Origin of the sequence: Haloarcula sp. JP-Z28 (assembly GCF_011440255.1) — an archaeon.
GTDB lineage: Archaea > Halobacteriota > Halobacteria > Halobacteriales > Haloarculaceae > Haloarcula > Haloarcula marismortui.
The window spans coordinates 758-24,241 of the sequence record NZ_JAAOHT010000004.1; the positions used below are offsets into that span (position 1 = coordinate 758).

The 23,484-nt window shown below is 63.7% G+C and carries 24 protein-coding genes; 13 read left to right on the top strand and 11 right to left on the bottom strand.

The features are described 5' to 3' along the window. Both G9463_RS03300 and G9463_RS03305 read right to left on the bottom strand, forming a co-directional pair. Window positions 1–1,444 (bottom strand): polymer-forming cytoskeletal protein (locus G9463_RS03300; protein ID WP_240149923.1); only part of this gene is annotated, 1,444 nt, incomplete at its 3' end. Window positions 1,445–1,592: 148 nt separating this feature from the next. Beyond that, complete coding sequence (locus G9463_RS03305) at window positions 1,593–3,284, bottom strand: hypothetical protein (protein ID WP_165896017.1); 1,692 nt, start codon at window positions 3,282–3,284, stop codon at window positions 1,593–1,595. Window positions 3,285–3,655: 371 nt separating this feature from the next. Between G9463_RS03305 and G9463_RS03310 the strand changes: the two genes are divergently transcribed. The 4 genes from G9463_RS03310 to G9463_RS03325 are packed head-to-tail and all read left to right on the top strand — an operon-like array spanning window position 3,656 to window position 6,097. Next, window positions 3,656–4,126, top strand: coding sequence for a 30S ribosomal protein S15 (locus G9463_RS03310; protein WP_004957060.1), 471 nt, complete (start codon window positions 3,656–3,658; stop codon window positions 4,124–4,126). Then, complete coding sequence (locus G9463_RS03315) at window positions 4,127–5,236, top strand: hypothetical protein (RefSeq protein WP_165895952.1); 1,110 nt, start codon at window positions 4,127–4,129, stop codon at window positions 5,234–5,236. Then, window positions 5,233–5,463 carry a KEOPS complex subunit Pcc1 gene (locus G9463_RS03320; RefSeq protein ID WP_004518217.1) on the top strand — a complete coding sequence of 77 codons (231 nt, stop codon included), beginning with the start codon at window positions 5,233–5,235 and terminating at the stop codon, window positions 5,461–5,463. Before G9463_RS03315 ends, G9463_RS03320 begins: the two co-directional genes overlap by 4 nt. Then, window positions 5,456–6,097 carry a 30S ribosomal protein S3ae gene (locus G9463_RS03325; RefSeq protein WP_004957064.1) on the top strand — a complete coding sequence of 214 codons (642 nt, stop codon included), beginning with the start codon at window positions 5,456–5,458 and terminating at the stop codon, window positions 6,095–6,097. The genes G9463_RS03320 and G9463_RS03325 overlap by 8 nt, the downstream gene beginning before the upstream one ends. A gap of 193 nt (window positions 6,098–6,290) precedes the next feature. Here G9463_RS03325 and G9463_RS03330 read toward each other — a convergent pair whose 3' ends face one another. The 3 genes from G9463_RS03330 to G9463_RS03340 form a co-directional block, all read right to left on the bottom strand. Further along, window positions 6,291–6,734, bottom strand: coding sequence for a plastocyanin/azurin family copper-binding protein (locus G9463_RS03330; protein WP_004957066.1), 444 nt, complete (start codon window positions 6,732–6,734; stop codon window positions 6,291–6,293). A gap of 89 nt (window positions 6,735–6,823) precedes the next feature. Beyond that, window positions 6,824–7,969, bottom strand: coding sequence for a 5-(carboxyamino)imidazole ribonucleotide synthase (locus G9463_RS03335; RefSeq protein WP_165895953.1), 1,146 nt, complete (start codon window positions 7,967–7,969; stop codon window positions 6,824–6,826). Window positions 7,970–7,994: 25 nt separating this feature from the next. Continuing rightward, a complete protein-coding gene (locus G9463_RS03340; protein WP_165895954.1) occupies window positions 7,995–9,968 on the bottom strand; it encodes a flippase activity-associated protein Agl23 in 1,974 nt (657 codons plus the stop codon). Between the two features lie 151 nt (window positions 9,969–10,119). Between G9463_RS03340 and ribH the strand changes: the two genes are divergently transcribed. Both ribH and G9463_RS03350 read left to right on the top strand, forming a co-directional pair. Next, window positions 10,120–10,533, top strand: a complete 414-nt coding sequence (gene ribH / locus G9463_RS03345) for a 6,7-dimethyl-8-ribityllumazine synthase (protein ID WP_007190811.1) — start codon at window positions 10,120–10,122, stop codon at window positions 10,531–10,533. Further along, on the top strand, window positions 10,530–11,690 hold the full coding sequence (locus G9463_RS03350) for a pyridoxal phosphate-dependent aminotransferase (RefSeq protein ID WP_165895955.1): 1,161 nt from the start codon (window positions 10,530–10,532) through the stop codon (window positions 11,688–11,690). Before ribH ends, G9463_RS03350 begins: the two co-directional genes overlap by 4 nt. Window positions 11,691–11,784: 94 nt before the next feature. Here the strand turns inward: G9463_RS03350 and G9463_RS03355 are convergent, their stop codons facing one another. After that, window positions 11,785–12,051 (bottom strand): ATP synthase subunit C, encoded by a 267-nt coding sequence (locus tag G9463_RS03355; RefSeq protein ID WP_121303933.1) that lies wholly within the window; start codon window positions 12,049–12,051, stop codon window positions 11,785–11,787. A gap of 220 nt (window positions 12,052–12,271) precedes the next feature. On the opposite strand from G9463_RS03355, the gene G9463_RS03360 reads away from it, so the two are divergent. After that, window positions 12,272–12,706: a hypothetical protein gene (locus tag G9463_RS03360; protein WP_165895956.1), complete on the top strand. Its 435-nt coding sequence runs from the start codon at window positions 12,272–12,274 to the stop codon at window positions 12,704–12,706. A gap of 36 nt (window positions 12,707–12,742) precedes the next feature. Here G9463_RS03360 and G9463_RS03365 read toward each other — a convergent pair whose 3' ends face one another. The 3 genes from G9463_RS03365 to G9463_RS03375 are packed head-to-tail and all read right to left on the bottom strand — an operon-like array spanning window position 12,743 to window position 14,370. Continuing rightward, complete coding sequence (locus tag G9463_RS03365; protein ID WP_165895957.1) at window positions 12,743–13,408, bottom strand: cupin domain-containing protein; 666 nt, start codon at window positions 13,406–13,408, stop codon at window positions 12,743–12,745. A gap of 39 nt (window positions 13,409–13,447) precedes the next feature. Further along, window positions 13,448–13,876, bottom strand: a complete 429-nt coding sequence (locus tag G9463_RS03370; RefSeq protein ID WP_165895958.1) for an adenylyltransferase/cytidyltransferase family protein — start codon at window positions 13,874–13,876, stop codon at window positions 13,448–13,450. Next, window positions 13,873–14,370: a Mov34/MPN/PAD-1 family protein gene (locus tag G9463_RS03375; RefSeq protein WP_004957088.1), complete on the bottom strand. Its 498-nt coding sequence runs from the start codon at window positions 14,368–14,370 to the stop codon at window positions 13,873–13,875. The genes G9463_RS03370 and G9463_RS03375 overlap by 4 nt, the downstream gene beginning before the upstream one ends. A 94-nt stretch (window positions 14,371–14,464) precedes the next feature. Here G9463_RS03375 and G9463_RS03380 point away from each other — a divergent pair, with 94 nt between their 5' ends. After that, window positions 14,465–16,378, top strand: coding sequence for a DHH family phosphoesterase (locus G9463_RS03380; RefSeq protein ID WP_165895959.1), 1,914 nt, complete (start codon window positions 14,465–14,467; stop codon window positions 16,376–16,378). A gap of 41 nt (window positions 16,379–16,419) precedes the next feature. Here G9463_RS03380 and G9463_RS03385 read toward each other — a convergent pair whose 3' ends face one another. Together G9463_RS03385 and G9463_RS03390 are read right to left on the bottom strand one after the other, a co-directional pair. Then, a complete protein-coding gene (locus G9463_RS03385) occupies window positions 16,420–18,045 on the bottom strand; it encodes a phospholipase D-like domain-containing protein (RefSeq protein ID WP_165895960.1) in 1,626 nt (541 codons plus the stop codon). Between the two features lie 42 nt (window positions 18,046–18,087). Further along, window positions 18,088–19,362: a HEAT repeat domain-containing protein gene (locus G9463_RS03390; protein ID WP_165895961.1), complete on the bottom strand. Its 1,275-nt coding sequence runs from the start codon at window positions 19,360–19,362 to the stop codon at window positions 18,088–18,090. 121 nt (window positions 19,363–19,483) lie between these two features. Between G9463_RS03390 and G9463_RS03395 the strand changes: the two genes are divergently transcribed. The 5 genes from G9463_RS03395 (at window position 19,484) to G9463_RS03415 (ending at window position 23,483) form a co-directional block, all read left to right on the top strand. Then, window positions 19,484–21,106 (top strand): uracil-xanthine permease family protein, encoded by a 1,623-nt coding sequence (locus G9463_RS03395; protein WP_165895962.1) that lies wholly within the window; start codon window positions 19,484–19,486, stop codon window positions 21,104–21,106. A gap of 2 nt (window positions 21,107–21,108) precedes the next feature. Next, window positions 21,109–21,531: a hypothetical protein gene (locus G9463_RS03400; RefSeq protein WP_165895963.1), complete on the top strand. Its 423-nt coding sequence runs from the start codon at window positions 21,109–21,111 to the stop codon at window positions 21,529–21,531. Window positions 21,532–21,577: 46 nt separating this feature from the next. Then, window positions 21,578–22,228 (top strand): AIR carboxylase family protein, encoded by a 651-nt coding sequence (locus G9463_RS03405; protein ID WP_004957098.1) that lies wholly within the window; start codon window positions 21,578–21,580, stop codon window positions 22,226–22,228. Between the two features lie 156 nt (window positions 22,229–22,384). Continuing rightward, the gene (locus G9463_RS03410) at window positions 22,385–22,798 is read left to right on the top strand and encodes an NADH-quinone oxidoreductase subunit A (protein WP_004957100.1); all 414 of its coding nucleotides are present in this window, start codon (window positions 22,385–22,387) and stop codon (window positions 22,796–22,798) included. Then, the gene (locus G9463_RS03415; RefSeq protein ID WP_004957101.1) at window positions 22,791–23,483 is read left to right on the top strand and encodes an NADH-quinone oxidoreductase subunit B; all 693 of its coding nucleotides are present in this window, start codon (window positions 22,791–22,793) and stop codon (window positions 23,481–23,483) included. The genes G9463_RS03410 and G9463_RS03415 overlap by 8 nt, the downstream gene beginning before the upstream one ends. Window position 23,484: the final 1 nt, after the last annotated feature.

A 23,484-nucleotide genomic window follows, 5' to 3' on the forward strand; every position in this document is an offset into this window, starting at 1 on the left:
AGAACTGCTTGGAGTTGTTGGCGTTATCGATGTCGACGTCCCCGGTGCGATAGATGTGGAAGTGGTGGCCGCTGGGGGACATTGCTTCGCCTTTGACGTAGAGACGGACCTTTCCGCCACCGTTGACCTTGATCCGCCCGTTGTTCTCGATGTAGACGTAGTCCCGGACAGCGATAGTCACGTCGTCACCACCTGTGTTAATCGTCAGCGTCTCGCCGCTCAGCGTCAGGTCTTCGAGGTAGTATGTGCCCGCGTCCAGCGTCTGGTCACCAGCGGCAAGCTGGTTCCCCGAAATGCTGCCGGTCGCGCCGTTGGCATTGGTATCGCTTGCGTTGGCGACTCGCCGGTTCACCAAGCCATCGATAGCGCCAGCTCCCTCGACACCCGAAATCTGTCTGACATTGCCGTTAACAGTGCCCTTGATATGCTTCGTGGTCGAGTATTCCACGTCACGGGTGACGACACCGCTTCCTTTGACCTCGACCCGGTCTCCGGACCGAACAGCGCCATCCACCTCGCTGTTCCCTTTCACGTACACGTCACCGGCTGTGGTGATTGTTCCGAACGACCCCCGTGAGGTCGAATAATCGCCGACAGACGAATTGTAGCTATCCGTTCGAGCGGGGTCGGTACCACTGCCGGAGAGCGCAATCTGTCCGCCAGCGGACGTGGCCGCGACGGCGCTCGTCACTTCTCGCGGCCCCGTCGGCACGACAAGCGTCGTGGTCACGCTGTCGTTTTCGTGGTCGTAGTACGCATCGCCATCGGTCCGCTCTTCGAAGTAGCGCCCCCAGGACCGGTAGTACTCGCTCTGGACGGTGATGTTGACCGTCCCCGTATCCAGCGGATTGATGTTCCCAGCCGCCTGGTCGGGATACACCTGCGTCGTGCCGTCCTTCGAGATGCTCGCCCGTGAGCCAAGCGACCGGTCGCCACGGACAGTGATGAGTGGGAGCGTCAGCGTCGCGTCGCGGTAGTAGAACTCCGGCGGTGAAACCATGACACTGCCACTGTCGGAACGCCGCCACACCCCGCCGCCCTGATAGGCGACTTTCTGGTTCCCGTTTTCGTAGATGACCGCCCCGAGCCGCTCGTCCATCAGCGTGACTGTCGTCGACGGCGAAGCCGAGTGGTTGGTGATATTGACGGTCATCCGACCGGCACTGTCGTCGATTCGGTACGAGGACCTGTCCGTCCCCACGAGAGACACCCGCTGGCTGTCAGAGTTCCCAAGCGCCACCAGCGCCGCCTGAGAGTCCAGCTGGGTCATCCCAGTCTCCGCCCGGGAGACATCGAGCCCGGCCTCAGTATCGACCAGCGCCGTCGCTCCCAGGCTGACAACGACGCCGGAACCGACGATGACGAGACTGAGAACCAGTATCAGCCCGAGCGGGGCTGATTGTGCCCGTTGCTGACCCCGACCCTGACCCCAGGGGAATCGCATTATCCGACAGTAGTTATCACAGCTGATAAGGCTGCTGGCCGTCCCGTCAATAGTCGCTACCAGCGACTGTCTATGGCAGCCACAACAAAAACCGACCGACGCTAAGTGCTACCATTTCTGGTAGTGATGAAGTGAGGTGTGTCGGCGGTCAATTGGACGTGATGTTGACGTCGTTCGTCGAGATGTGGAGATAGGTGATCGCAACCACGCTCGTGTCTTTGGGAATTGTACGCTCTTGTTTGAGTGCCCGGTCAAAGTGGACTCTGCCACCCTTTTCCAGTTCGACTTGGCTGGTGACCGCACCGCCGTAGAGTTCGCTCTTCCATATCTCGAACCTGCTCGTTCCGGTCTTTCCCCCCGGCGCGTAGATGACGCCAGTGACTTTGGACTTGTCTGACCCTTTCTTCTCCATCCGGGCCTGGAGATTATCTTTGCCGTAGATCCACACTTGCGTCGACCGCTCACTGACCGCCCCGGTTGTCCTGATCTCACTCGCCCGTGTGAAGAAGTGATAGCCGTCAGCGCTCCCGCCCGACGCGGGCGACTCGCCTTTTACGTAAATCTTCACCTGATTCGGGCCGGACACCGTGATATCGTTTCCGGTGTTGAGGCTCACGTAGTTCTCGACGCCAATGATTACGTTTCCACCAGTCGTGTCGAACTCCACGTCGTCACTGAGGTCGATTCTGTCGACGTGATAGCGGCCCGCGGACAGGGTCGTCGTCCCCTCGGTCCCGTCGATGACGCCGTCGTCGGCTATCGTTCCCCCGTTATCGTTCGACGACGATAGGTCGTCGACCTGTGTGTCGACATGGGAGTTGATATTGGTGGTATCACCGAACGAACTGATCTGTTCGTCGGAGCAGGAACCCGAACACGCTCCGTGTTTGTCGTCGAACGTGTCCGCCCACTCTACCCGGTCGCCGTTGAACGTCATCGAGTTACTACTGAATTCGACGCGACCGCCCGAGGTGATGTTTCCGTTCAGTTCCGCACTCCCGGTGACGGTGATATCGCCTGCCGTCGTGAGATTGCCGCTATCACCGGCCTCGGAGGCGTCGTAGCCGTCCCCGTCCGCCGAGGTATAGCTGTCGGTAAATGCATCGTTCCCGCTCAGTTTGATCGAACCGGCGTCGCTCGTCGCGGCGACGGCGCTCCGCACCGTTCGCGGCCCTGCAGGGACCTTGAGAATAATCGAAACCCGATTCCTATCGGGGTGGTACGTCACGTCACCGTCCGTTCGCTCCTCGAAGTACCCTCCCCATGCGCGGTAGTACTCGCTCTGAACGGTAACGTTGACTTTCCCATCTTCAAGCGGGTTCGTGAAATTCGCGTTGCGCGTGCTGTTCGGAAAGTGCGACGTTGTTTGGTTGTGAGAGATCGACGCGCTGTCTCTGATTGCCCCGGACCCACTCACCGTTACGAGCGGCAGCGTTAGCGTCGCATCCCGGTAGTGGAACTCGGGTGGGGACACCATCACCGATGTTCCGTCGCCGTTAGTCCGCCAGACGCCGCCCCCCTGATACGCGAGTCGCGTCTCATCGCTGCCGTGATACGCCACCTCACCCATCGATTCGTTGAATACGGTCGTCCGACTCCCGGACGTTGTATTCTGATAGGAGACGTTCATCCACCCGGCATCCTCGTCGATTTGATAGGTGCTTGAACTGCTCGCGGGAAGGGAAACCTGTTGTACGTCCGTCTGTCCCAGTGCCACGAGCGCGGTTTTGGAGTTGAGTTCCGTCAACGACTTTTCGGTTCGTTCCACATCGAGTTGCGTCTGCGTGGTCGTGATTGCGTCAGCACCCAGTGCGACGACCGCTGTCGTCGATACAATCATCACCGCAAAAACTAGCGCCAGTCCGAGCGGAGCACTTTGCCCACGGTTTCCGAGGCCCCACCCAGCGCTACCCATATTACACAGACGTACTCCGGCAAACAGTTTAAAACAGTCGGGCACGTTATCAATTGTAATACTGCGAAGAAGGTTCTCTGTGGTATGGATTCGTGGACGGTGTCGTCGTTTCGAGACTCGGCTGGGAAGCGGAACGGTTTAGTCGCGCCCTCTCAGACAGGAAGATGGGAACAGCACGACCGCAAATCTGACTCGCTGTGGACTTTCACAGCTCGGGATTGCGGCCGTGTTCGGCACTGTACAGTGCCAATACGCCTCGTAACGAGAGCGGTTCGTGCGGTTCCAACCAGATTACAATGGCACGAATGCATACACGCCGTCGCGGTTCGTCCGACTCGGACAAACCGGCGGCAGACGAACCCCCGGAGTGGAGCGACGTTGACGAGGACGCCATCGAAGCGCGCGTCGTCGAACTGGCCGAACAGGGCCACTCGCCCAGCGAGATCGGCCTGAAGCTGCGCGACGAGGGCGTTCAGGGCACGCCGATCCCTGACGTCTCGCTCGCGACCGGCAAGAAAGTCACTGAGATCCTCGAGGAGAACGAAGCCGAACCGGACCTGCCGGAAGACCTTCGGAACCTGCTCGAACGGGCCGTCCGCCTTCGCGACCACATGGACGAGAACCCCGGTGACTACCAGAACAAGCGTGCGCTCCAGAACACGCAGTCGAAGATCCGACGCCTCATCGACTACTACCGTGGTGACGAGGTCGACGAGGACTTCACCTACAGCTACGACAACGCCGTCGAGGCGCTGGGTCTCGAATAGATGTCGGCGACCGGTCGGGAACCGACGCCAGCCACGTCGCCCGGTGACCTCGCCGGGTCGCTGCGGGAGGCCGCCTTTGTGCGCCTCGTCAGCGACGCGACCGGCGAGGCGCTGGCCGCGACCGGCCTGCTGGCGCGGGCACTAGACGACACGCCGTTCCAGGCGAGCGTCGTCCGCCCGTTCGAGGACCCCGACCGGACCACTGAGACCGACATCACCATCGCAATCGGTCGCACGCAGCCGACCGCCGACGTAACGTTGACCGACCGCGCCGCCGCGACTGCCTTCGAGACCGCCCGCGAACTCGGTACGGCCGACCCCGCGCTCGCCCTGGCCGGCACGATTGCCGCCGGGGACGTTGACGGGACCGTCGCCGAAGCCGCCGAGCAGGCGGGGCTCGACCAGCGGCCCGGCGTCGCAGTGCCGGGTACAGACCTCGCGGACGGGCTAGCCCACTCGACGCTGTTCGTCGCGCCCTTCTCGGGCGACGCCGACGCAGCGCGGGCCACACTGGCGGAACTCGACATCTCGCCCGACGGACCTCCGTCGGCCGACGACCACCGACGCCTCGCGTCGCTGGTCGCGCTGACAGTAACCACGGACGCGCCGCCCCGGGCCGCCAACGCGGTCCAGCGCGCACTCCGTCCGACAGCAGGCGGCCCCTTCGAGACTGTCGGTGGCTACGCCGACGTGCTCGACGCCGTCGCCCGCGAACAGCCGGGCACCGCCGTCGCACTCGCACTCGGCCACGAGGCCGTCAGCGAGGACGCGCTGGCCGCCTGGCGCAGTCACGCCACACGCGCCCACGACGCAGTGTCCGAGGCGACCACGGGCCGGTACGACGGCCTGTTCGTCGCTCGCGGCGACGCGATGCCGACCGGCACTGTCGCCCGCCTATTCGCAGACTACCGCGCGCCGGAACCGGTGACGCTCGTCGTCACCGACGACCGGGCCGCAGCCCGCGCCACGGACGGCCGGGACGTGGCCGAAACGATGCGCGCAGCCGCCGAAACAGTCGGCGGCGACGCCGTTGGAACGGGCGACCGGGCACGCGCCCGGTTCGACGTTTCGACGGCCGACTTCATCGAAGCGTTCCGGGAGGCAGTATGAGACGGGCCGAGATTCGGACGACACACGACTCGCCCGAACGCGTCGCACGCGCGGTGCGGCCGGACAACACCGACGAAATGACCACGCGTGTCGAGGGTGATGCCGTGGTCACAACTGTCGAGCGTGATTCGACCGGCGGCCTGCAGGCGACCGTCGACGACTACGTCGTCAACATCCGGGTTGCAGCACAGCTCGCAGACCAACACACACAATCCAACCATGAGTGAACGAAGCGTTTCCAAGCGCACAGAACAGAAACGGTGGTACACCGTGCAGGCTCCCGAGCAGTTCGACCGGGAGGTTCTCGGTAAGACACCGGCAGAGGAACCGGACAAGGTGCTCGGACGCACCATCGAAACAACGCTCGGCGAACTGACCAACGACGCCAGCGAGAACAACACGAAGCTGACCTTCAAGATCAACGAGGTCGCCTCGGACTCAGCGTACACGGAGTTCATCCGTCACGAACTCACGCGGGACTACCTCCGCTCGCTCGTCCGCCGAGGCTCCTCGAAGGTCGAGGCCTACATCACCGTGCTGACCACGGACGACTACCGCGTCCAGATTCAGCCGGTCGCCGTGACGACCAAGAAGGCCGACGCCTCTCAGGAGAAGGCCATCCGCCGAACGATGATCGACCTCGTTCGCGAGACGGCCGAAGACCACACCTTCGAACAGCTCATCGACAGTGTCGTCGAAGGGCGCCTCTCCTCGGCTATCTACGGCGAGGCCAAGGACATCTACCCGCTCCGACGCGTCGAGATCAAGAAGACCACGCTCGAAGCGCGGCCCGAAGAAGTCGCCGCCGAAGAAGAGACGGCCGTCGACGTGGACGAAGAAGACGTCGACGTCGAAGCCTAACACGTTCAAGCACCGACGTTCGATTTTTCCGCCGTAGTGAGAAACCCTCTAACAGCGACGCGGCAGACGCGAGTCTCTGCTGTGACGTATACTGTCACACGACGGCGATAAGCTAGCAACCGAGAACGCAAAACAGCGTGTGAACGGCTCGCTCAGCGCGGACGAGGATGCTGCAAGAAAAGTGATGACGTGGCTACTCGCCGCTCGCCGCCGTATCGGGGTTTTCGGTTACGACGACAGTCCCGACCATTCCGGCTCGTTCGTGTGGGATGCAGAAGTAGGCATACTCGCCGACTGTCTCGAAAGTGTGGGTGAAATCGTCACCCTCGTACATCGTCCCGCCAGAGGAGTTCCCCCAGTTGTCACGGGCCGCCTGCTCGGTGTCGAAGCCGCCGGAGGCGAAGTAATCGGCCTCGTCGGGGATATCGTCCTCGTAGGCCGTGACCGAATGGCCCTGCTTGCTCGTGTTGAGCCACCGCACGGTCGTCCCCGGTTCGACGGTAATCTGTACCGGGCGAAACGCCGCCGCCGACATCCCCACGTCGTAGTCGGTGTCAGCGCTCCCACCGCCGAGACAACCGGCGAGCCCTGCGACTGCCGCCGGGCCGGCCGCACGGAGAAACTGCCGTCGGTCCATACGCCGACTCGGGACTGCAGAGCCAAAGACCGCTCGGTTCCGGACCGTGGTCAGTCTCTAGATCCCACTCACGACGCAGTCAGTGGCGCTCACTCGAAGGTCAGCCCGTCACGGAGGTCGCGGGCGTCGGCGAGCAGGCCGTCGCGGTCGTCGTCGGTCATCGTCACGTGCCCCATCTTCCGGAGGCCGTACACTTCGCGCTTGCCGTACCAGTGCAGGTGTGCCCGCGGCGTCCCAAGCACACTGTCCTCGCCCCGTAGCTCCGCCGGCTGGCGCTCTGAGACATCCCCGAGGATGTTGGTCGACACAGTGGGGAACCGCTGGTCGGTCGACCCCAGCGGCTGGCCGGTGACAGCGCGGAGGTGTTGCTCAAACTGCGAGGTGTGACACCCTTCGATAGTCCAGTGGCCGGAGTTGTGCGGGCGCGGCGCAATCTCGTTGAGCAGAATCTCGCCGTCGGTCGTCTCGAACAGTTCGATGCCGAACACGCCGCGGCCGTCCATCACGTCGAGCACGTCGTGCGCGACATCTCGGGCGCGTTCGCGGACGGCTCGTGACGCTCTGGCCGGCGCGACGGACTCCCGGAGGATTTCCTCACGGTGAATCGTCTCGGTGACCGGGAACGTGTCTCGCTCGTCTGCACCGCGACAGCCCATGACCGCCAGTTCCCGCTCGAAATCGACCATTGCCTCGACCATCGCGGGGCCGGCGATCTCGTCGACAGCGTCCTCGACTTCATCCGGGCCCTCAACGCGGATGTTCCCGCGGCCATCGTAGCCGCCGGTTCGGGCCTTGAGCATTGCGGGGTAGCCCAGTTCCTCGCAGGCCTCACGGAGGTCATCGGCGGTGTCAACGGCGCGGAACTCGGGGACCGGAACGCCAGCGTCCGACAGCCGGCGCTTCTGGACGAGCTTGTCCTGAATCGTTCGGAGCGTTTCGGGAGCGGGATGTACCGGCGTCCCTGTCTCTTCAGCGACCCGTTCAAGCACGTCCGGGTCGGCCAGTTCGATCTCGAAGGTGAGGTAGTCGGCGCGCTCGGCGAGTTCCCGCAGGGTTGCCGCCTCGTCGAAGTCCCCGACAATCTGGTCGCGGACGACCGGCGCGGCCGGGCAGTCCGGCGTCGGGTCGGTCACGAGCAGTTCAAGACCGAGCGGTGCAGCCGCCTCGCCCAGCATCCGGCCGAGTTGGCCACCGCCGACCACGCCGACGGTCGGCCCTGGTGACGTGAGCGTCATACCGCGCGCTTTCACAGCAGCAGGGTTAACCGTTCGGTTCTCGGCCGTAGGACTCGTGGACCCACACCGTCATGTCGTTCGAGCCGTATTTCGTTCGCATCCGGTGGGTTCTGGGCACGTATCCGGCGGCTTCGAGCTGTTCGGCAGGGACCGTGCTATCAATCTGCTGGGTGATGACTATCGGTGGCTGGTCGGCCTGCGCCTGCTCGGCGAGCCTGTCGGACCGGTTCTCACAGGAGACGTTCACGTCCTCGGCCGCGTAGTACCACGGCAGCGGCAGTGAATTGTGCCATTGCAAGCAGGTCGGTCTGGTGTTCCACCACGAGTCGTTCCACTGACCGCGGTCTTCTTTGACGTACGCGTCGTCGCCGTCGTAGGCGTCGCCGCGCTCTCCGTGATACATGACGACATCGGTGCCGTTTCCGTTGGCCGTCGCGATTCGGTCCATCTCCGCCAGATCCGCACGGAGCGACTCCTGTGGCTGGGCGTACTGGACCAGCGGGTTCCCCTCCAGATGCTCGTTGGTGTACACCCGCGTTGCGGTCGTGTTGACGACGAGTGCAGTAACGAGCAGGACGATGGCAGCGGCGATGGCAGCGCCGGTCACGTCGTCGGTCGACAGCGATTCGTTCCCCCACCGGATCACAGCAGCGAGTCCGACGGCGGCCGGAATCGACAGCGGGACCACGACGTGGACGGCGAGCCACGGCGCGCCGATGTCGGTCCCGATGGGGTAGCCCAGAATCGAGACGTAGCCGCCGTAGGCCGCGAACGGGACGAGGTGGCGCGGCTCGACGGTTCCGAGCCGGTCGAGCGCGTACCCGAACGCCGAGAACAGGACCAGCGGGGCGGCGGTGTAGCCCAGCGCTTTCAGCAGCACCTCATAGTGGCCGTCGACGCTCTCGTAGAACGTTTCGATAGAGTCGACCAGGCCCGTTTCAGTGGTCGTGGCTTTCTCCGAGGCCGGCGAGAACCACTCGCTGTACTGGCCGACGACGCGCTCCCATGTGGTCTGGACGAGTTCCGGGAACAGCGATGGGTTCGTCACGCCGGACCAAAAGTTCACGTCGCCACTCGCGACCGGTGCTGGCGGGTGTTCGATGCCCGCGACACCGGCCCCCCGCGGGGCGTAGAAGAACAACGAGACGAAGCCGAACACCAGCGCGGCAAGGACGATGTGGCTCGCGTACGCTGCGAGGACGGAGGCGGCGCTGTCATGGCGGTCGCGGAACGAGCGAACGATGTTGACAACGAGCCCTACATCCGCCCGGACCCGGCCCGACAGCCGGCCCCAGATTGCACCGAGGCTCGGGACGGTCCGGAGGAAGCCGACGGCGTCGCGGTAGCCGTTCGGGAGGACGAGCACCTTCGCCAGCAGAAGGCCGGTCGCGCCGAGCCACGTTAGCACGTAGACGATGGCGTTCTCCTTCGAGGCGAACCCGAGCGCCATGAACGCGGCGACGCCGTAGAGATACCGCGCCTTCCGAGTGTCAACGAACCGGACGAGCAGGCCGAAGGCGGTGAACATGAACGCCGCGACCAGCACGTCGCTGCGCATGAACCGCGAGAAGTACAACAGCACCGGATTGAGTGCGAGAAACACAGCCATGAGAACAGTCTCGTCGGACCGGAGGTGCTTGCGAAAGAGCAGCGCTGTCAGCGGGAGCAGGCCGCCGACAATCGCGACCGGGAGCCGCATCGTGAAGTCGGTCGGCGCAGCGACGGTGAACATCCAGCTATCGACGTGTTGAATGAACGGGCCGTGGATGATGTAGCGATACGCGAACGACCCAGAATCGCGGAGATGCAGCGCCCAGTAGGCCACGCGGCCCTCGTCGAAGTGGGCGACGCGGCTCCCGAGCGCCGCGATTCTGAGGACGAGTCCGAGAAGCGTCACGGCGACGACGAGCTTCACGGCGGCGCGGGGGTCGTCCGCGAACCAGGACCGGCTCCGGTCCCGGAAATCGTGGAGGGCAGACAGCAGGGACGACTCAGCCATATCTGGCTCAAGCACATGGGGCATTAGAATCCTTCTGGTTTCTATAACAGGATTTTAAGCTACCCGCCCGTCGCCGATATCGACGTAGCGACCTGTGGCCGTGCAAGCACGGAACGGTAGTTCTTTAGTCGCCCCTGCCCGGGTGTCAGGTATGGTGCAGCTCGGGCTGGTTGTTGCCCAGTATGATAAACACGGGGCCGTTATCGAGGAGATGGAGCACGGGGCTTACGAGGCCGCTGCCGACAATGACGCCGAGATTGTCGCGTCGATTGATGTCCCGGGGTCCTACGATACGCCGCTGGCCGCCGACCGGCTCGCGCGCCGGTCGGACATCGACGCCGTGGCCGTCCTCGGCGCAATCATCAGCGGCGACACCGACCACGACCAGATCATCGGCAACGCCGCCGCACAGGGGCTGACCGACGTCTCCCTCGACCGAGACACCCCCGTCACGCTGGGCATCATCGGCCCGGGCATGAGCCAGGACGAGGCCGAGGCCCGAACCGACAAGGGGGACTCAGCCGTCCGGAGCGCAATCGAACTCGCCACTGAACTCGAACAATGACTATGGACTTTGCATCCCGCGTCGAACGTGTAGAACCGAGCGCGACCCTCGCAATCAGCAACAAGGCCGCAGAGCTGGAAGCCGAGGGGAAAGACGTCGTCGACCTGAGCGTCGGCGAACCCGACTTCGACACGCCAGAGAACATCAAAGACGCCGCCAAGGACGCACTTGACGCCGGCCACACCGGCTACACGTCCTCCAACGGCATCCCCGAACTGAAGGAGGCAATCGCCGACAGTCTCCACGATGACGGTCTCACTCAGTACGGCCCGGACAACCTCATCGTCACGCCGGGCGGTAAGCAGGCGCTGTACGAGATCTTCCAGACCATCATCGATGACGGCGACGAGGTCGCCCTGCTCGACCCGGCCTGGGTGTCCTACGAAGCGATGGCGAAACTCGCCGGCGGGACGCTGACCCGTGTCGACACTGCCGCCCACGACTTCCAGCTTGAAGGCGCGCTCGACGACCTCGCTGACGCCGTATCCGACGAGACGGAACTGCTTGTCGTCAACTCGCCGGGCAACCCCCACGGCGCGGTGTACTCCCGCGATGCGCTGGAGGGCGTCCGTGACCTCGCTGTCGAGCACGACATCACGGTCATCTCGGACGAGATCTACAAGGAGATCACCTACGACGGCGTCGAAGCCGTCTCACTGGGCACGCTTGAAGGCATGGAAGACCGAACAATCACCCTCAACGGCTTCTCGAAGGCCTACTCGATGACCGGCTGGCGGCTGGGTTACTTCGCGGCCCCGGAAGAACTGGTCTCACAGGCCGGCAAGGTCCACTCCCACTCCGTCTCCTGTGCCGTGAACTTCGTCCAGCATGCCGGCGTCGAGGCCATCACGAACACCGACGACGCCGTCGAGGAGATGCGTCAGGCCTTTGCCGAGCGCCGCGAGTTCCTCATGGGCCTGTTCGAAGACCACGGCGTCCACGTCCCCGAGCCACAGGGCGCGTTCTACATGATGCCCGAAATCGCGCCGGATGGTGACGATACCGAATGGTGTGATCAGGCTATCTCCGAGGCACAGGTCGCGACCGTCCCCGGAACCGCGTTCGGGACGCCCGGCTACGCTCGTATCTCTTACGCCAACAGCAAGGAGCGACTGCAAGAAGCCGTCGACCACCTCGCCGAGGCGGACCTGATCTAAGCGCCTCGCTGCGGCTCACTCTCTTCGACACTCGGTAGCGCAGCCGTCTGGACCGCAAAAAAAAGTGGACAGGCCGCGGAAACGGCTACTTCTGCTACGTTACGACGAACACTGTCACCAGCGTGAGGATGACGAGGGTCTCGGGCAGGACTGTGAGAATGAGGCCCCGACCGAACATATCGGGGTCCTCGGCGATGGCCCCGACCGCCGCCGCGCCGATACCGCGCTCGGCGAACCCGGATCCCAGCGCCGCTAACCCGACGGCGAGGGCTGCGAGTCCCCCCGCGAGATAGCTGGCCGCCTCGGCGGAGATCGCTGGACCGCCGGTCTGTAACACGACCGCGCTTGCGGTTCCTGACATGGCAGTTTTCCATTCGGCGGCGAGGGCAATCACCGGACCGATGACTTCCACCCCCCGGTATTCATGCTTGTGTTTTACCATGCTCGCTGGCGGATGAAACGAATGTACAGTTTTCTGGTGGGAATCCACTTGATTTCTGAACAGCGATGGCGTTCGAACCAGACGCTGTTTCGAGCAGTTGCCGGCGAACTATTTTGCTCCAACCGCTGGAACAGTCGGTATGCGTACCCGGAGAACGGTGCTCGTCCTCTCGGCCGGAACACTTTGTCTGGCCGGCTGTGGGTCCCATGGCGACGGCTCGAACGGCGGTCTCGCCGTCGAGACCGCAGATGCGTCCGTCGCGCCCGGTGAGACAGCACGGATCGAAGTGCAGGCCTCGTCAGTTGGCGTCCTGACCTGGCAACTGGCCGAGATTCCCGAGCGCTGGCAGGTGACACACAAGGGATTCAAGCCGGAGCCGACCGCCGTTCGGGAGTCGTATCCACCTGAGCTAGTCTGGGACCCTGTTGTTGATTCGGTTACCGGTACCCTGGCTGTGGCCGTCCCAAACGACGCGTCACCCGGCGAGTACGCGCTGGCGGTTGAGGCCGGCACGGATGCCTCTGACGAACGGGTGGTCTCGGAAGCAACGGTCACCGTCGAGGGGGCAGCGTGATGGCGAACAACCCAGCCGTTCACCGCAGGGAGGCTGTCATAGGTCAGGCTGTTCGACGTGGCGCTCCCAGAAGGCCGGCTGCGTGTACTTCGCGTAGGCGCCCTGATAGCCAGCGAGTTCTGCAACCGGCGTGAGGAGCCGTGACAGCGGTTCGAGCCGTTCCTGTCTCGTGAAGACTGTGTTGCCGTCGAGACGGTCCGCGACGAGGGCCTGCTGGAGCGGGTTCTCGGAGTTTCCATCGTCGTCGTGGGCCAGACCGCCGAGTGTCGGGAGTACTTGCCGGAGTCGACCCGGCGAGTAGATGTTCGTGATGACGACGGCTCGCTTGTCGGTGTCGTTCCGGAAGGTGTGCGTGACGCCTGTCTCGACGGTGGCCGTTTCGCCCGCCGTCACCTCGTGGTCCGTGCCATCAAGCATCATCGTCAGCGAGCCCCGTTCGACTTCGAAGCGTTCCGGGCTCTGCTCGTGATAGTGTTCGGGTGGCCCGCCGTAGCCGGGTCCGAAGACGCTGAGCGTCCGGATGGTGTCGCCCGATCCCTCCAGCGGAATGCCCCACACAGGTCGGGTCGGATGTGACGTGACAGGGCCGGTTCGCTCCCGAACTCGGTCGGCGAACTGGCTATCGGGGTCCAGTTCGAACCCGGTTCCCGGAACTGGGTCGCCGTTGGCGTCAAGCGTCCGGCCTGTCGTGACGGTTGACATAGCCACTAGTTGGCCTGCGACCTCGAAAGTGTTGTCTTCTCAGCTCCGTTCGTTGAGAATCCGGTCGATAATCCGGCCAGTCGACAGGACCCGGTCAGCCGCCTCAGTTTCCAGCGGACTGGCCCGACAGATATCACAGTCGATACCCCGGGCGGACAGCGCCGCTTCGAGTTGCTCGTCGTCGTGGTGCTGGTCGTAGCCCAGTGCGATGATGTCCGGTTCGATGCGCTCGATCGGGATGAAGATATCTTCGGAGTGGCCGAGATGTGCTTCGTCAACCGGCTTGAGCGCCCCGACCATCTCCCGGCGTTGCTCGTCCGGGACGACAGGCGGCTCCTTGTGCGTGACGTTGACCGAGCGGGCCACGATGACGTGGAGTTCATCACCCATGTCGGCGGCGTCCTGCAGGTAGTGGACGTGGCCCGGGTGCAGAATGTCGAATGTTCCCTGTGCGACGACGCGGGTCACTGATCGAACTCCTCCTCGCGTAGCTCGGCGTCGATGTCAGCCTGGTCGAAATCGAAAAAAGACTCTTCGGGCGGCTCTACGTCGAGCACCGGCAGTTCGACTTCTGTTCCGTCGCTGTCGAACGCCTTCCAGTCATCGTGGCCATACGGGTAGCCGACGATGATATGGACGTCGCCGCGACCAAACGTCGCGAGGTCGGCGTCGCTGGGTTTGAGGACACCGTTCGGGTGCGAGTGAATTGACCCTGCTGCTCGCATATCATTCGGCACCATGCTCGTCTTGACGGTCGCACTGACCGGGTTCGACTCTGTCCCCGGGATAACGAGAACGTCGGTCAGAACTGTCCCATCTTCGTCGAGCCCGAGCTTGCTGGCGTCATCGCCCCGGAGGAAGCCCATATACTCGTTAGGATGGGCCTCTTCGGAGGCAGCGAGCGCGAACTCGAGTGCGGACTCCGCGATCCCGAGTATCCCGCTCGTTCGAAACAACCCCATACCACGCAGTCAGGTCGGACGCTTTTTACGCGTTGTGTTCGTCCCTCCGCGGATTCCGAAGAGTACAAACGGGGGAGCACCGAAGGATTGACAAATGTCTTCGCCAACTGGCACCGGTGACGGTGCGACGGTCCCCGACGGCGGGACCATCGTCTACGATCTCGCGGACCAATGTACGTCCGATGATCTCGAAGAAGGCGCACTGTACCACGCAACTGTCAACGGCACCGTCGAATACGGCGTATTCGTCGACCTTTCCGACGCTGTTTCCGGGCTCGTCCACGACTCTAATCTCTTGGGCCAGTACGACGTGGGTGACGATCTTATTGTCGAACTCGGCGAGATCCGTCCCGACGGCGACCTGAGCTTCGAGGAAGTACGGGTTGCTGACTACGAGGAACAGCGTGTTGCCCACGGCAACGCGACCACCGTCGCTGACCTCGACGACGCGACCGGTGAGACGGTCATCATCGAGGGACAGGTCGTCCAGATCAAACAGACCGGCGGTCCCACCGTGTTCCAAGTCCGTGACGAAACCGGTATCGTCCCATGTGCTGCCTTCGAGGAGGCCGGTGTCCGGGCGCACCCCGACGTCGAAATCGACGATATCGTCCGCGTCTCCGGGCGCGCAGAGGAGCGCGACGACGGCCTGCAGGTCGAAGCCGAATCGCTGACCGTGCTCGACGGCGAAGAAGCCGCCGCTGTCGAGAGTGACCTCGACGCCGCACTGGCCGAGGCCGCCGAACCAGCCGATGTCGAACCACTGGTCGAATGGCCTGCTTTCGAGAAGCTGTGGGACGACCTCCGGGAAGTCGCGACGGAACTCCGCAAGACAGTGCTTTCGGGCCGTCCGATCCGGATGCGTCACCACGCCGACGGTGACGGGCTCTGTGCGAGCGTCCCGCTGCAGGTCGCACTGGAATCGTTCATTGCCTCCCAGTACGAGGACGCCAGCGCGCCCCAGCACCTCCTCAAGCGCCTGCCGAGCAAGGCCCCCTACTACGAGATGGAGGACGTAACGCGGGACCTCAACTTCGCGCTGGAGGACCGCACCCGTCACGGGCAGAAGCTCCCGATGCTGCTGATGCTCGACAACGGCTCCACCGAAGAGGACACGCCGGCCTACCGAAACCTTCGACACTACGACATCCCGGTGGTCGTCGTCGACCACCACCACCCGGACCCGGAAGCCGTCGAGCCGCTCATCGAACAGCACGTCAATCCGTACCTCCACGACGAGGACTACCGCATCACCACGGGGATGCTGTGTGTCGAACTCGCCCGGATGATCGACCCCGACCTCACCGAGGACCTCCAGCACGTTCCCGCGGTCGCGGGCCTGTCTGACCGCTCCGAGGCTGAGGCGATGCGGGACTACATCGGCCTCGCAAGCGAGAAGGGCTACGACGAGAACGATCTGCGCGACATCGGCGAAGCCCTCGACTACGCGACCCACTGGCTGCGCTACAACTCCGGCGAAGAGCTGATCACTGACGTGCTGAACGTCGACTGTGACGACCGAGACCGCCACGGCGAAGTCGTCGAGTTCCTCTCCGAACGCGCCGAACGCGATGTTGAGGACCAGCTCGATGCCGCCATGAGTCACGTTGACCACGAACGGCTCGACAACGGCGCACACCTCTACACCATCGACGTGGAGAACCACGCCCATCGCTTTACTTACCCTGCGCCGGGCAAAACGACCGGCGAAATCCACGACCGGAAGGTCGCCGAGACCGGTGACCCCGTCATCACCATCGGCTACGGCCCGGACTTCGCCGTCCTGCGCTCGGACGGTGTCCGTCTGGACATCCCGCGGATGGTAACCGAGCTCAGCAAGGAGGTCGACGGTGGCGGCGTCTCCGGTGGCGGCCACCTCGTCGTCGGCTCCATCAAGTTCGTCAAGGGCCGCCGCGAGTCAGTCATCGACGCCCTCGTCGAGAAGATGGCCGAAGCCGAAATCGACGAGGAGCTCGGAAGTTCGACGGCGCTGCCGGAAGAAGTGTAGGCCGTCGCCCCCGTTGCGCAGGCTGACCGCGACACAGTTTTCTACGTTTCAAACGAGACCCGACGAGCGGCGAGCCCGGTGACCACGAGGAGTCCGAGCAGCGCCCCGATGACACCGACTGGCGTGTCGAACCCGCCGGCCCCCCAGTCAGCGTCAAAGACCGCGCCGAAATAGTCGGCCGCGTCGCTGCCGTGCAACACCAGTACGACCTCTCGGTTCGCAGTCGCCGCCTGTTCGTTCCAGTTGAGGCTGCCGACGACGGCCCGTTTGTCGTCGATAACTGCGCCCTTGGCGTGTATCTTTTCGTAGCGACCGTCGGGGGCCGCCACTTTCGCCGTCAGCGGCGCGTCGTTGCGGTCGGCCCATTCTCGAAAGCGCTGTGCTGTCTGCGTGTTCTCCTCGCGGACGTACCAGGCGTCACTCAACAGGAGACGGACCTCAACGCCGCGCGACGCAGCCCGGCGGAGCGCCCGCAAAAGCGGGCTGTTCCAGTCCCCGACCGTCGGCTGGATGACGTCAATCGAGTCGTTCGCGTCGTCTATCGTCGCGACAAGTTCACCCTGGGCGTTATCGGGAGTGACTAGGAGGTCTGTCCGCTGGACGACCACCGATTCAGCCTGGAATTCGGTCGGATACGTCCCGGTCGCTGGCTCAGCTCGCTCGAACTGTCGACCCTGACGGTACTCTCCCCACCGCTCGCTGTCTTGCCAGCCGGTATCGGACTGGAACGTCTGGTTCAGCCCATCGACGACCCGCGGCTGTGCCGTGACCACCCCCCAGCCGCGGCTGCTGTTGCCGCCAGTGCCGGCGGGCTTCCAGTTCTCTGTCAGCACGACGGCCTGCCCGTCGGCAACAGCGTACTTCGCGTGGTGGTAGCGGTATCTGGCACGTGGGCCAGTCATCACTCGGACGGAGACACCGGCCTCGGCCAGTCGGTCAAGAGTGCTGGCCTCTGCGGCGGTACGGCTGCCGACCGGTTCGCCCTCGAGCAGGACGCGAACCGTCGCACCGCGGCGCTGGGCGGCGATAAGAGCGTCGGCGACCCTTGCCGAAGAGAGCGTGTACCCGGCCAAGAACACTCGCTTGTCCGCGTTCCGTATCGGTCGAATCGGAGCGGCGGAGGCATCCGGCAGCGCGAACGCGCGGACCTCGCCGCCGGCAGCCCTGATGACCGGGCGGTCTGTCGCACCCAGTGACCGCCAACGGACGACAGACCCGTTAATGACGCCGAGTTCACCCTCGACTGAATCCGTGTATCGGACAGCGTCAACAGTCCGGTTGCCTCGCTGCAGCTGGATTCGCTCGCCGCCGTTTGCCAGCGCAAGATGACCATCGAGGCCGACGACCGGCCAGTCGGTGAGTTCCCGTGTCCGGTTCGGTGCCATTGAGAGGACGACGCGCCCGCGAGCGGTAGTGTTCGGAACACCTGCAGTACCGTCACCGTCAGTGATAGCATACTGCCCGATGTCTGTCCCAGCAGGGACTGTGATGACGATGAATTCCCCCTCGTCACCGCCGGCGACGGGGTCCGGATACACTGCGTGAATCGACGGTTCTTCGGGACCGCTGGCTGCTGTTACAGTTGGAGTCGCCTGTCCAGTGGCGGTGTATGGACCTATCGCTGCGAGGACGAGCACGCAACAGACGAGTGGGGCGAACGACCGCATCGGGGCGTCTGGCCGCCCGCTCGTATAAAAAGGTATCCTGCCTCAGGCGCTGGCTGCCTTTTCGGCCTCGGCTTGGACGATATACGCGCGGTCGTCCGTGTAGCGGGCGGCTTCGTCGAGTGCCGTTTCGGTCCCGATCTGTCGGAGCGCCCACGCGGCGGAGGCACGCACGGAGTCGCTTTCGCCGGATTTGAGGACATCGCTCAGCGGCTCGATGGCGCGAGTGTCGCCGAGCAGCCCCAGTGCGCGCGCCGCGACTGAGCGGACTTCCTCGCTGTCGGCATCAAGTCGGTTGGCGACCGGCTGGACCGACTCGGCACTGCCGATAGCGCCCAGTGCGCGCAGCGTGACTTTCTGGAGCGCAGGGTCGCCGTCGCCGTCGATGTAGTCGTGCAGCGTCTCAGTCGCACGCTCGTCGCCGATTTTCCCCAGTACCTCGATTGGCCCTTTCTCGCGTTTCTGTGCACGCTGGTGCATCGCGTCGAAGGCCGGTTCGGCGTCGCTCCCAAGGTTGTACAGTAAGTCGACGATGTACCCGTCGAAGAACTCCGACCCGAGTTTGTCGTAGGCGAACAGGACCTGATCGAAGTCCCCTTCCTCGGCGTGGAGCTTGGCGGCGTTCCACTCCGGCGGGAAGTCCTTCCGGTTCTCGTTGGTCAGGATATCATAGAAGCCGCGGGCGTCGAGTTGCTCCTGTACCGTGAGGTCGTCCCAGACTTCGGCTTCGTCCAGCCCTGTTTCCAACGCTTCCGCCGCTTCGAGGAGCCCTTCGATAGTTTCCGTGTCCTCGTCAGGGTCGAGGTTTGCCGCTTCAATGGCGTCGGCGACTGTGGTCAGCGCATCCCCGGCAGCGACGAAATCGCCGCCCGTGTCAGCGTCGTGGTCGATGAACTCGGCGCTTTCGTCGAGGAACGTCTCGACGGCTTCCTGAGCCTCGCCCTCTCCGTCGTCGGTCCACTCGCTGTCAGTGACGGTGTCGGCGGCGTCGGAAACGATGGTGACGACGTCTTCGGCGTAGGGGCCGCGCTGTTCGTCAAGGTCGTCCCGGAGGTCCGAAAGCTGGGACTCCAGTTCCTCGCGGGGGTCCTCGGCGTCGTCATCGTCCTCGTCGGGTTCGGGCAGGTCGGCAGCCTCGAGGTCACTCTCGATGTCGTCGAGGGACGACTCGACATCGTCGAGGTCGGCCTCCGTCTCAGCGGCCTCTAACGCGTCGCCGGCCTCTGTGAGACGCGATTCCAGTTCTTCGGCGGTCACGTCGATCTCATCTGTTGCCTCGGCGTCGTCCGACGCGTCGGCCTCATCGTCCCCGTTGCTCATGTCCAAGACTGTGTCGGAGCGGGCCAAGAGCGTTTTCCTTTCGAGGCGGGCGGGTCCCGCCGCCGCCGGGCCAACGAGCAAAGAATATGTATCGGGAGTTGCAGTGCCATGGGTAGCGAGCATGACTGACGCGACACCGCCGGATGACGGACAAAACCCGACCACACCGGAGGAACCGGAAACCGCCGGCTTCGTCGAGTATGGCATCGACGACAAACCACCACGAAAGCAAGCGATACTGCTCGGCGTCCAGCACTACCTGACGATGATCGGCGCATCCGTCGCGATTCCGCTCGGACTCGCGGGTGCGATGGGGATGTTCGAGGCTGCGCCGGATCAGGTCGGCCGTCTCATCGGGACGTTCTTCGTCGTCTCGGGTATCGCGACGCTCGCCCAGACAACGCTCGGAAACAGATATCCGATCGTTCAGGGCGGGACGTTCTCCATGCTCGCGCCCGGGCTGGCCATCATCGGCGTGCTGTCCCAGCAGGGCGCGGACTGGCAGACCATGCTCGTCGAACTACAGGGGGCTGTCATCGTCGCCGGCATCGTCGAAGTGGTGATCGGCTACAGCGGCCTCATGGGAAAGCTGAAGCGATATGTCGGCCCGATCGTCATCGCGCCGGTCATTGCGCTTATTGGACTAGCGCTGTTTAATGTTCCACAGATTGCGAACCCGAACTTCGGTAGCCCCGGGACCGGGCAGAACTGGTGGCTGCTCGGGCTGACGATGCTCTCGATTATCGCGTGTTCGCAGTACCTCGACCGACGCCACCGCGCGTTCAAGCTCTTTCCCGTACTCTTGGGTATTCTGTTTGCGTGGACCGTCGCGGCTCTCCTCTCAGTCACTGGCGTCTTCGCCGCGGGCTCGGTCAGCTACGTCTCGCTCGGTTCTGTCACGAGCGCCCCGCTGGTCCAGCCGATCTACCCGTTCCAGTGGGGGCTCCCGCAGTTCACGCCGGGCTTCATCGTCGGGATGTTCGCCGGGATGCTCGCCTCTGTTGTCGAGAGTTTCGGCGACTACCACTCTGTTGCCCGCATTGCTGGCCGCGGCGCGCCGAACAGCAGCCGAATCAACGATGGTATCGGCATGGAGGGGGTCGGCAACGTGTTTGCCGGCATTATGGGCACCGGCAATGGCTGTACGTCGTACACTGAGAACGTTGGAGCAATCGCTATCACCGGCGTCGCGTCCCGCTACGTCGTGCAGATCGGCGCTGCGGTGATGATTCTGGTCGGATACTTCGGCCCAGCGGGCCAGTTGTTCGCGACCATCCCGTCGCCGATTATCGGTGGGCTCTACATCGTCATGTTCGGACAGATCGCCGCCGTCGGGCTCTCACAGTTGAAGTACGTCGACCTCGATGCCAACCGAAACGTCTTCATCGTCGGTTTCGCACTTTTTGCCGGCCTCGCGGTGCCCGAGTACATGAGCCAGGTCGGACAGGGAATGGATGTCGGCGGCGCGACAGCCCTCCAGCAGGGTCTAGCGGCTGTCCCGGTGCTGGGGAGCGTCCTCGGGACTGATGTGGTCGCGACCACGTTGTTCGTCATGGGCGGGACCGGGATGGTTGTCGGTGGCATCGTCGCCTTCGTTCTCGATAACACTGTGCCCGGAACCCGCGAGGAGCGCGGGCTCGCGGCCTGGGCCGCGCTCACAGAGGACGACAGTGAATACGTCTCAGCGCTAGACCGTATCCGCGGCCGCGGCGGCGACCGCCCGGCTGCAGTGAGCGACGACTGACCGTGGACGACGACGGCGACGGCACGACCGCAGACGCCGCATCGCTTGTCGACACCGAGCGGTACGCCGGCACGCTCCGAACCGGCGGGACTGTCGTCCTCAGTGCTGACCGCCTTGTGATCGACCGCGATGACGAGCCGGTGGTCGTCGATCTCGACGACGTGGTCGAGGTGAGTCTGCAGGACATCGACTGGTTCCTCGCGGTGATGAGCGTCGCGCTGATCGGGTTCGGGTTACTGTCGCTTGAACGGTCCGTCCTCCTCGGCGGGGCCTTCGCTGTCGCTGGTGCTGTCAGTCTCGCGCTCACCTACCGCAAGCGGTACACACTCAGGGTACAGGTCACCGGGCGTACCGACCCGCTCAGGTGCTTCCCCGCGGACCCACAGGCGCTGCTTGCCGAACTGGAGCAGGCGCTAGCCGATTGACCGGAAATCGCCTACACTTACGCCCGTCCCCGTTCCAGTCGGTCGTATGCCCGCAGACAACGTGCAGTCGCTTATCGACCAGTTGCACGAAGAGGCCGAGATGGACCGACCGAACGACCTGACGCCCGATGTCGGCATCATCATGGGCTCCGACTCAGACCTGCCGACGATGGCCGGCGGACAGGGCAAGCGACCGGGAGCCTACGCGGCGCTCGCCGACGAACTCGGCTTCGAGGAACAGACGGACTACACTGACGCGCCCGAGAGCCGCTTCACCTTCGAAACGTTCGTTTGCTCGGCCCATCGGACGCCGGACCTGATGTACGCGTACGCAGAGACGGCCGCCGACCGCGGTATCGACGTGATAATCGCTGGCGCTGGCGGTAAATCCGCTGACCTGCCGAACATGACCGCCAGCATCGCCTACCCGCTGCCAGTCATCGGTGTCCCAGTGCAGGAGAAATCCGTCGACTCGGTTATCGGGATGCCACAGGGCGCGCCGATGACGGCGGTCGACGCCGGCAAGTCGTTCAACGCCGCCCTCTCAGCGGCACAAATCCTTGCACGGCAGCACGACGAACTCCGTGACCGGCTCGTCTCGTACCACGAGGGGCTCCAGGCCGACGTTGGCGAGGCGTCGCGTGACCTCCACGAACTCGGGACGCCCGGATTCAAACGCGAGTATTGGGACGAGTGATACCCGAGGGGCGTCATACCCTGGGGGGTGTGGCCGATGCAGGTCACTTTCCATCCGAGAGCGTGTCGGTTCTTAAAGACCCGCAAGGCCGAAAAACCGAACAATGAACCCTTATATGCGAGTACTTCTAACCGAGAGACGATAGGAGATACCGGAATGAGTAATCCATGGATCGCCATCGGCGCGCTCGCGGTCGTGGCGCTAGCCATCCCACTAACGATGATGGCAGTTTCGAGCCTCTTGCGGCCCAGCGTGCCGGAACAAGGCAAACGCACCACCTACGAGTCCGGTGAAGTGCCGACTGGCAGCAGTCGACAGATCAAGTTTAATATCCAGTACTACATGGTCGCGCTGCTGTTCGTCGTCTTCGACATCGAGACCGTCTTCATCTTCCCGTGGACGGTCATCTACAGCGACGCCGCCGCTGAGCTCGGGATGACCACGGCACTGCTACCGATGGTCGTATTCATCACGATTCTCGCCATCGGACTCGGTTGGGCCTGGCGTAACGGCGCAGTTCAGTGGGTGCGCAGTCCGCGCGCCACGAAGGGGGCAGACACATATGAGTAGTGACCAAACACCACCGGCCGTCGAAGACGTATCGACACAGGAGGCCCGCATGGGTGACGGGGCTGACGACCGCTTTAACTCGACGCTACGCGAGGCGTTCGGGTCGACGCCGTTCATCCTGACCAAGTTCGACAAGTTCATGAACTGGGTCCGGGGCTCCTCGATGTTCATGCTGCAGTTCGGGATCGCCTGCTGTAGCATCGAGATGATCCACACCTACGCGATCAAACACGACCTCGACCGCTTCGGTTCAGGGGTGCCACGCGCATCCCCACGCCAGGCGGACGTTATCATCGTTCCGGGGACCATCGTCTCGAAGTTCGCGCCGCGGATGAAGCGCGTCTACGACCAGATGCCTGAGCCGAAGTTCGTCGTCTCGATGGGATCCTGTACCATTTCCGGCGGTCCGTTCCAGGAAGGGTACAACGTCATCAAGGGCGCTGAGGAGGTCATCCCGGTCGACATCCACGTCCCGGGCTGTCCGCCACGCCCCGAGGCACTCATCTACGGCGTTGCCAAGCTACAAGAGCGCATCGCCGAGGGCGAGTCCTCGCCGGTGACGGTCAAACCCTACGAACTGGAGCAGTTCGGCGACCTCGAACAGGACGAGCTCGTGGACAAACTCGCCAGCGAAATCGACGAGGAAGACCTCGTTATGCGGTACAACTGGAACGACTCTCCCTAAC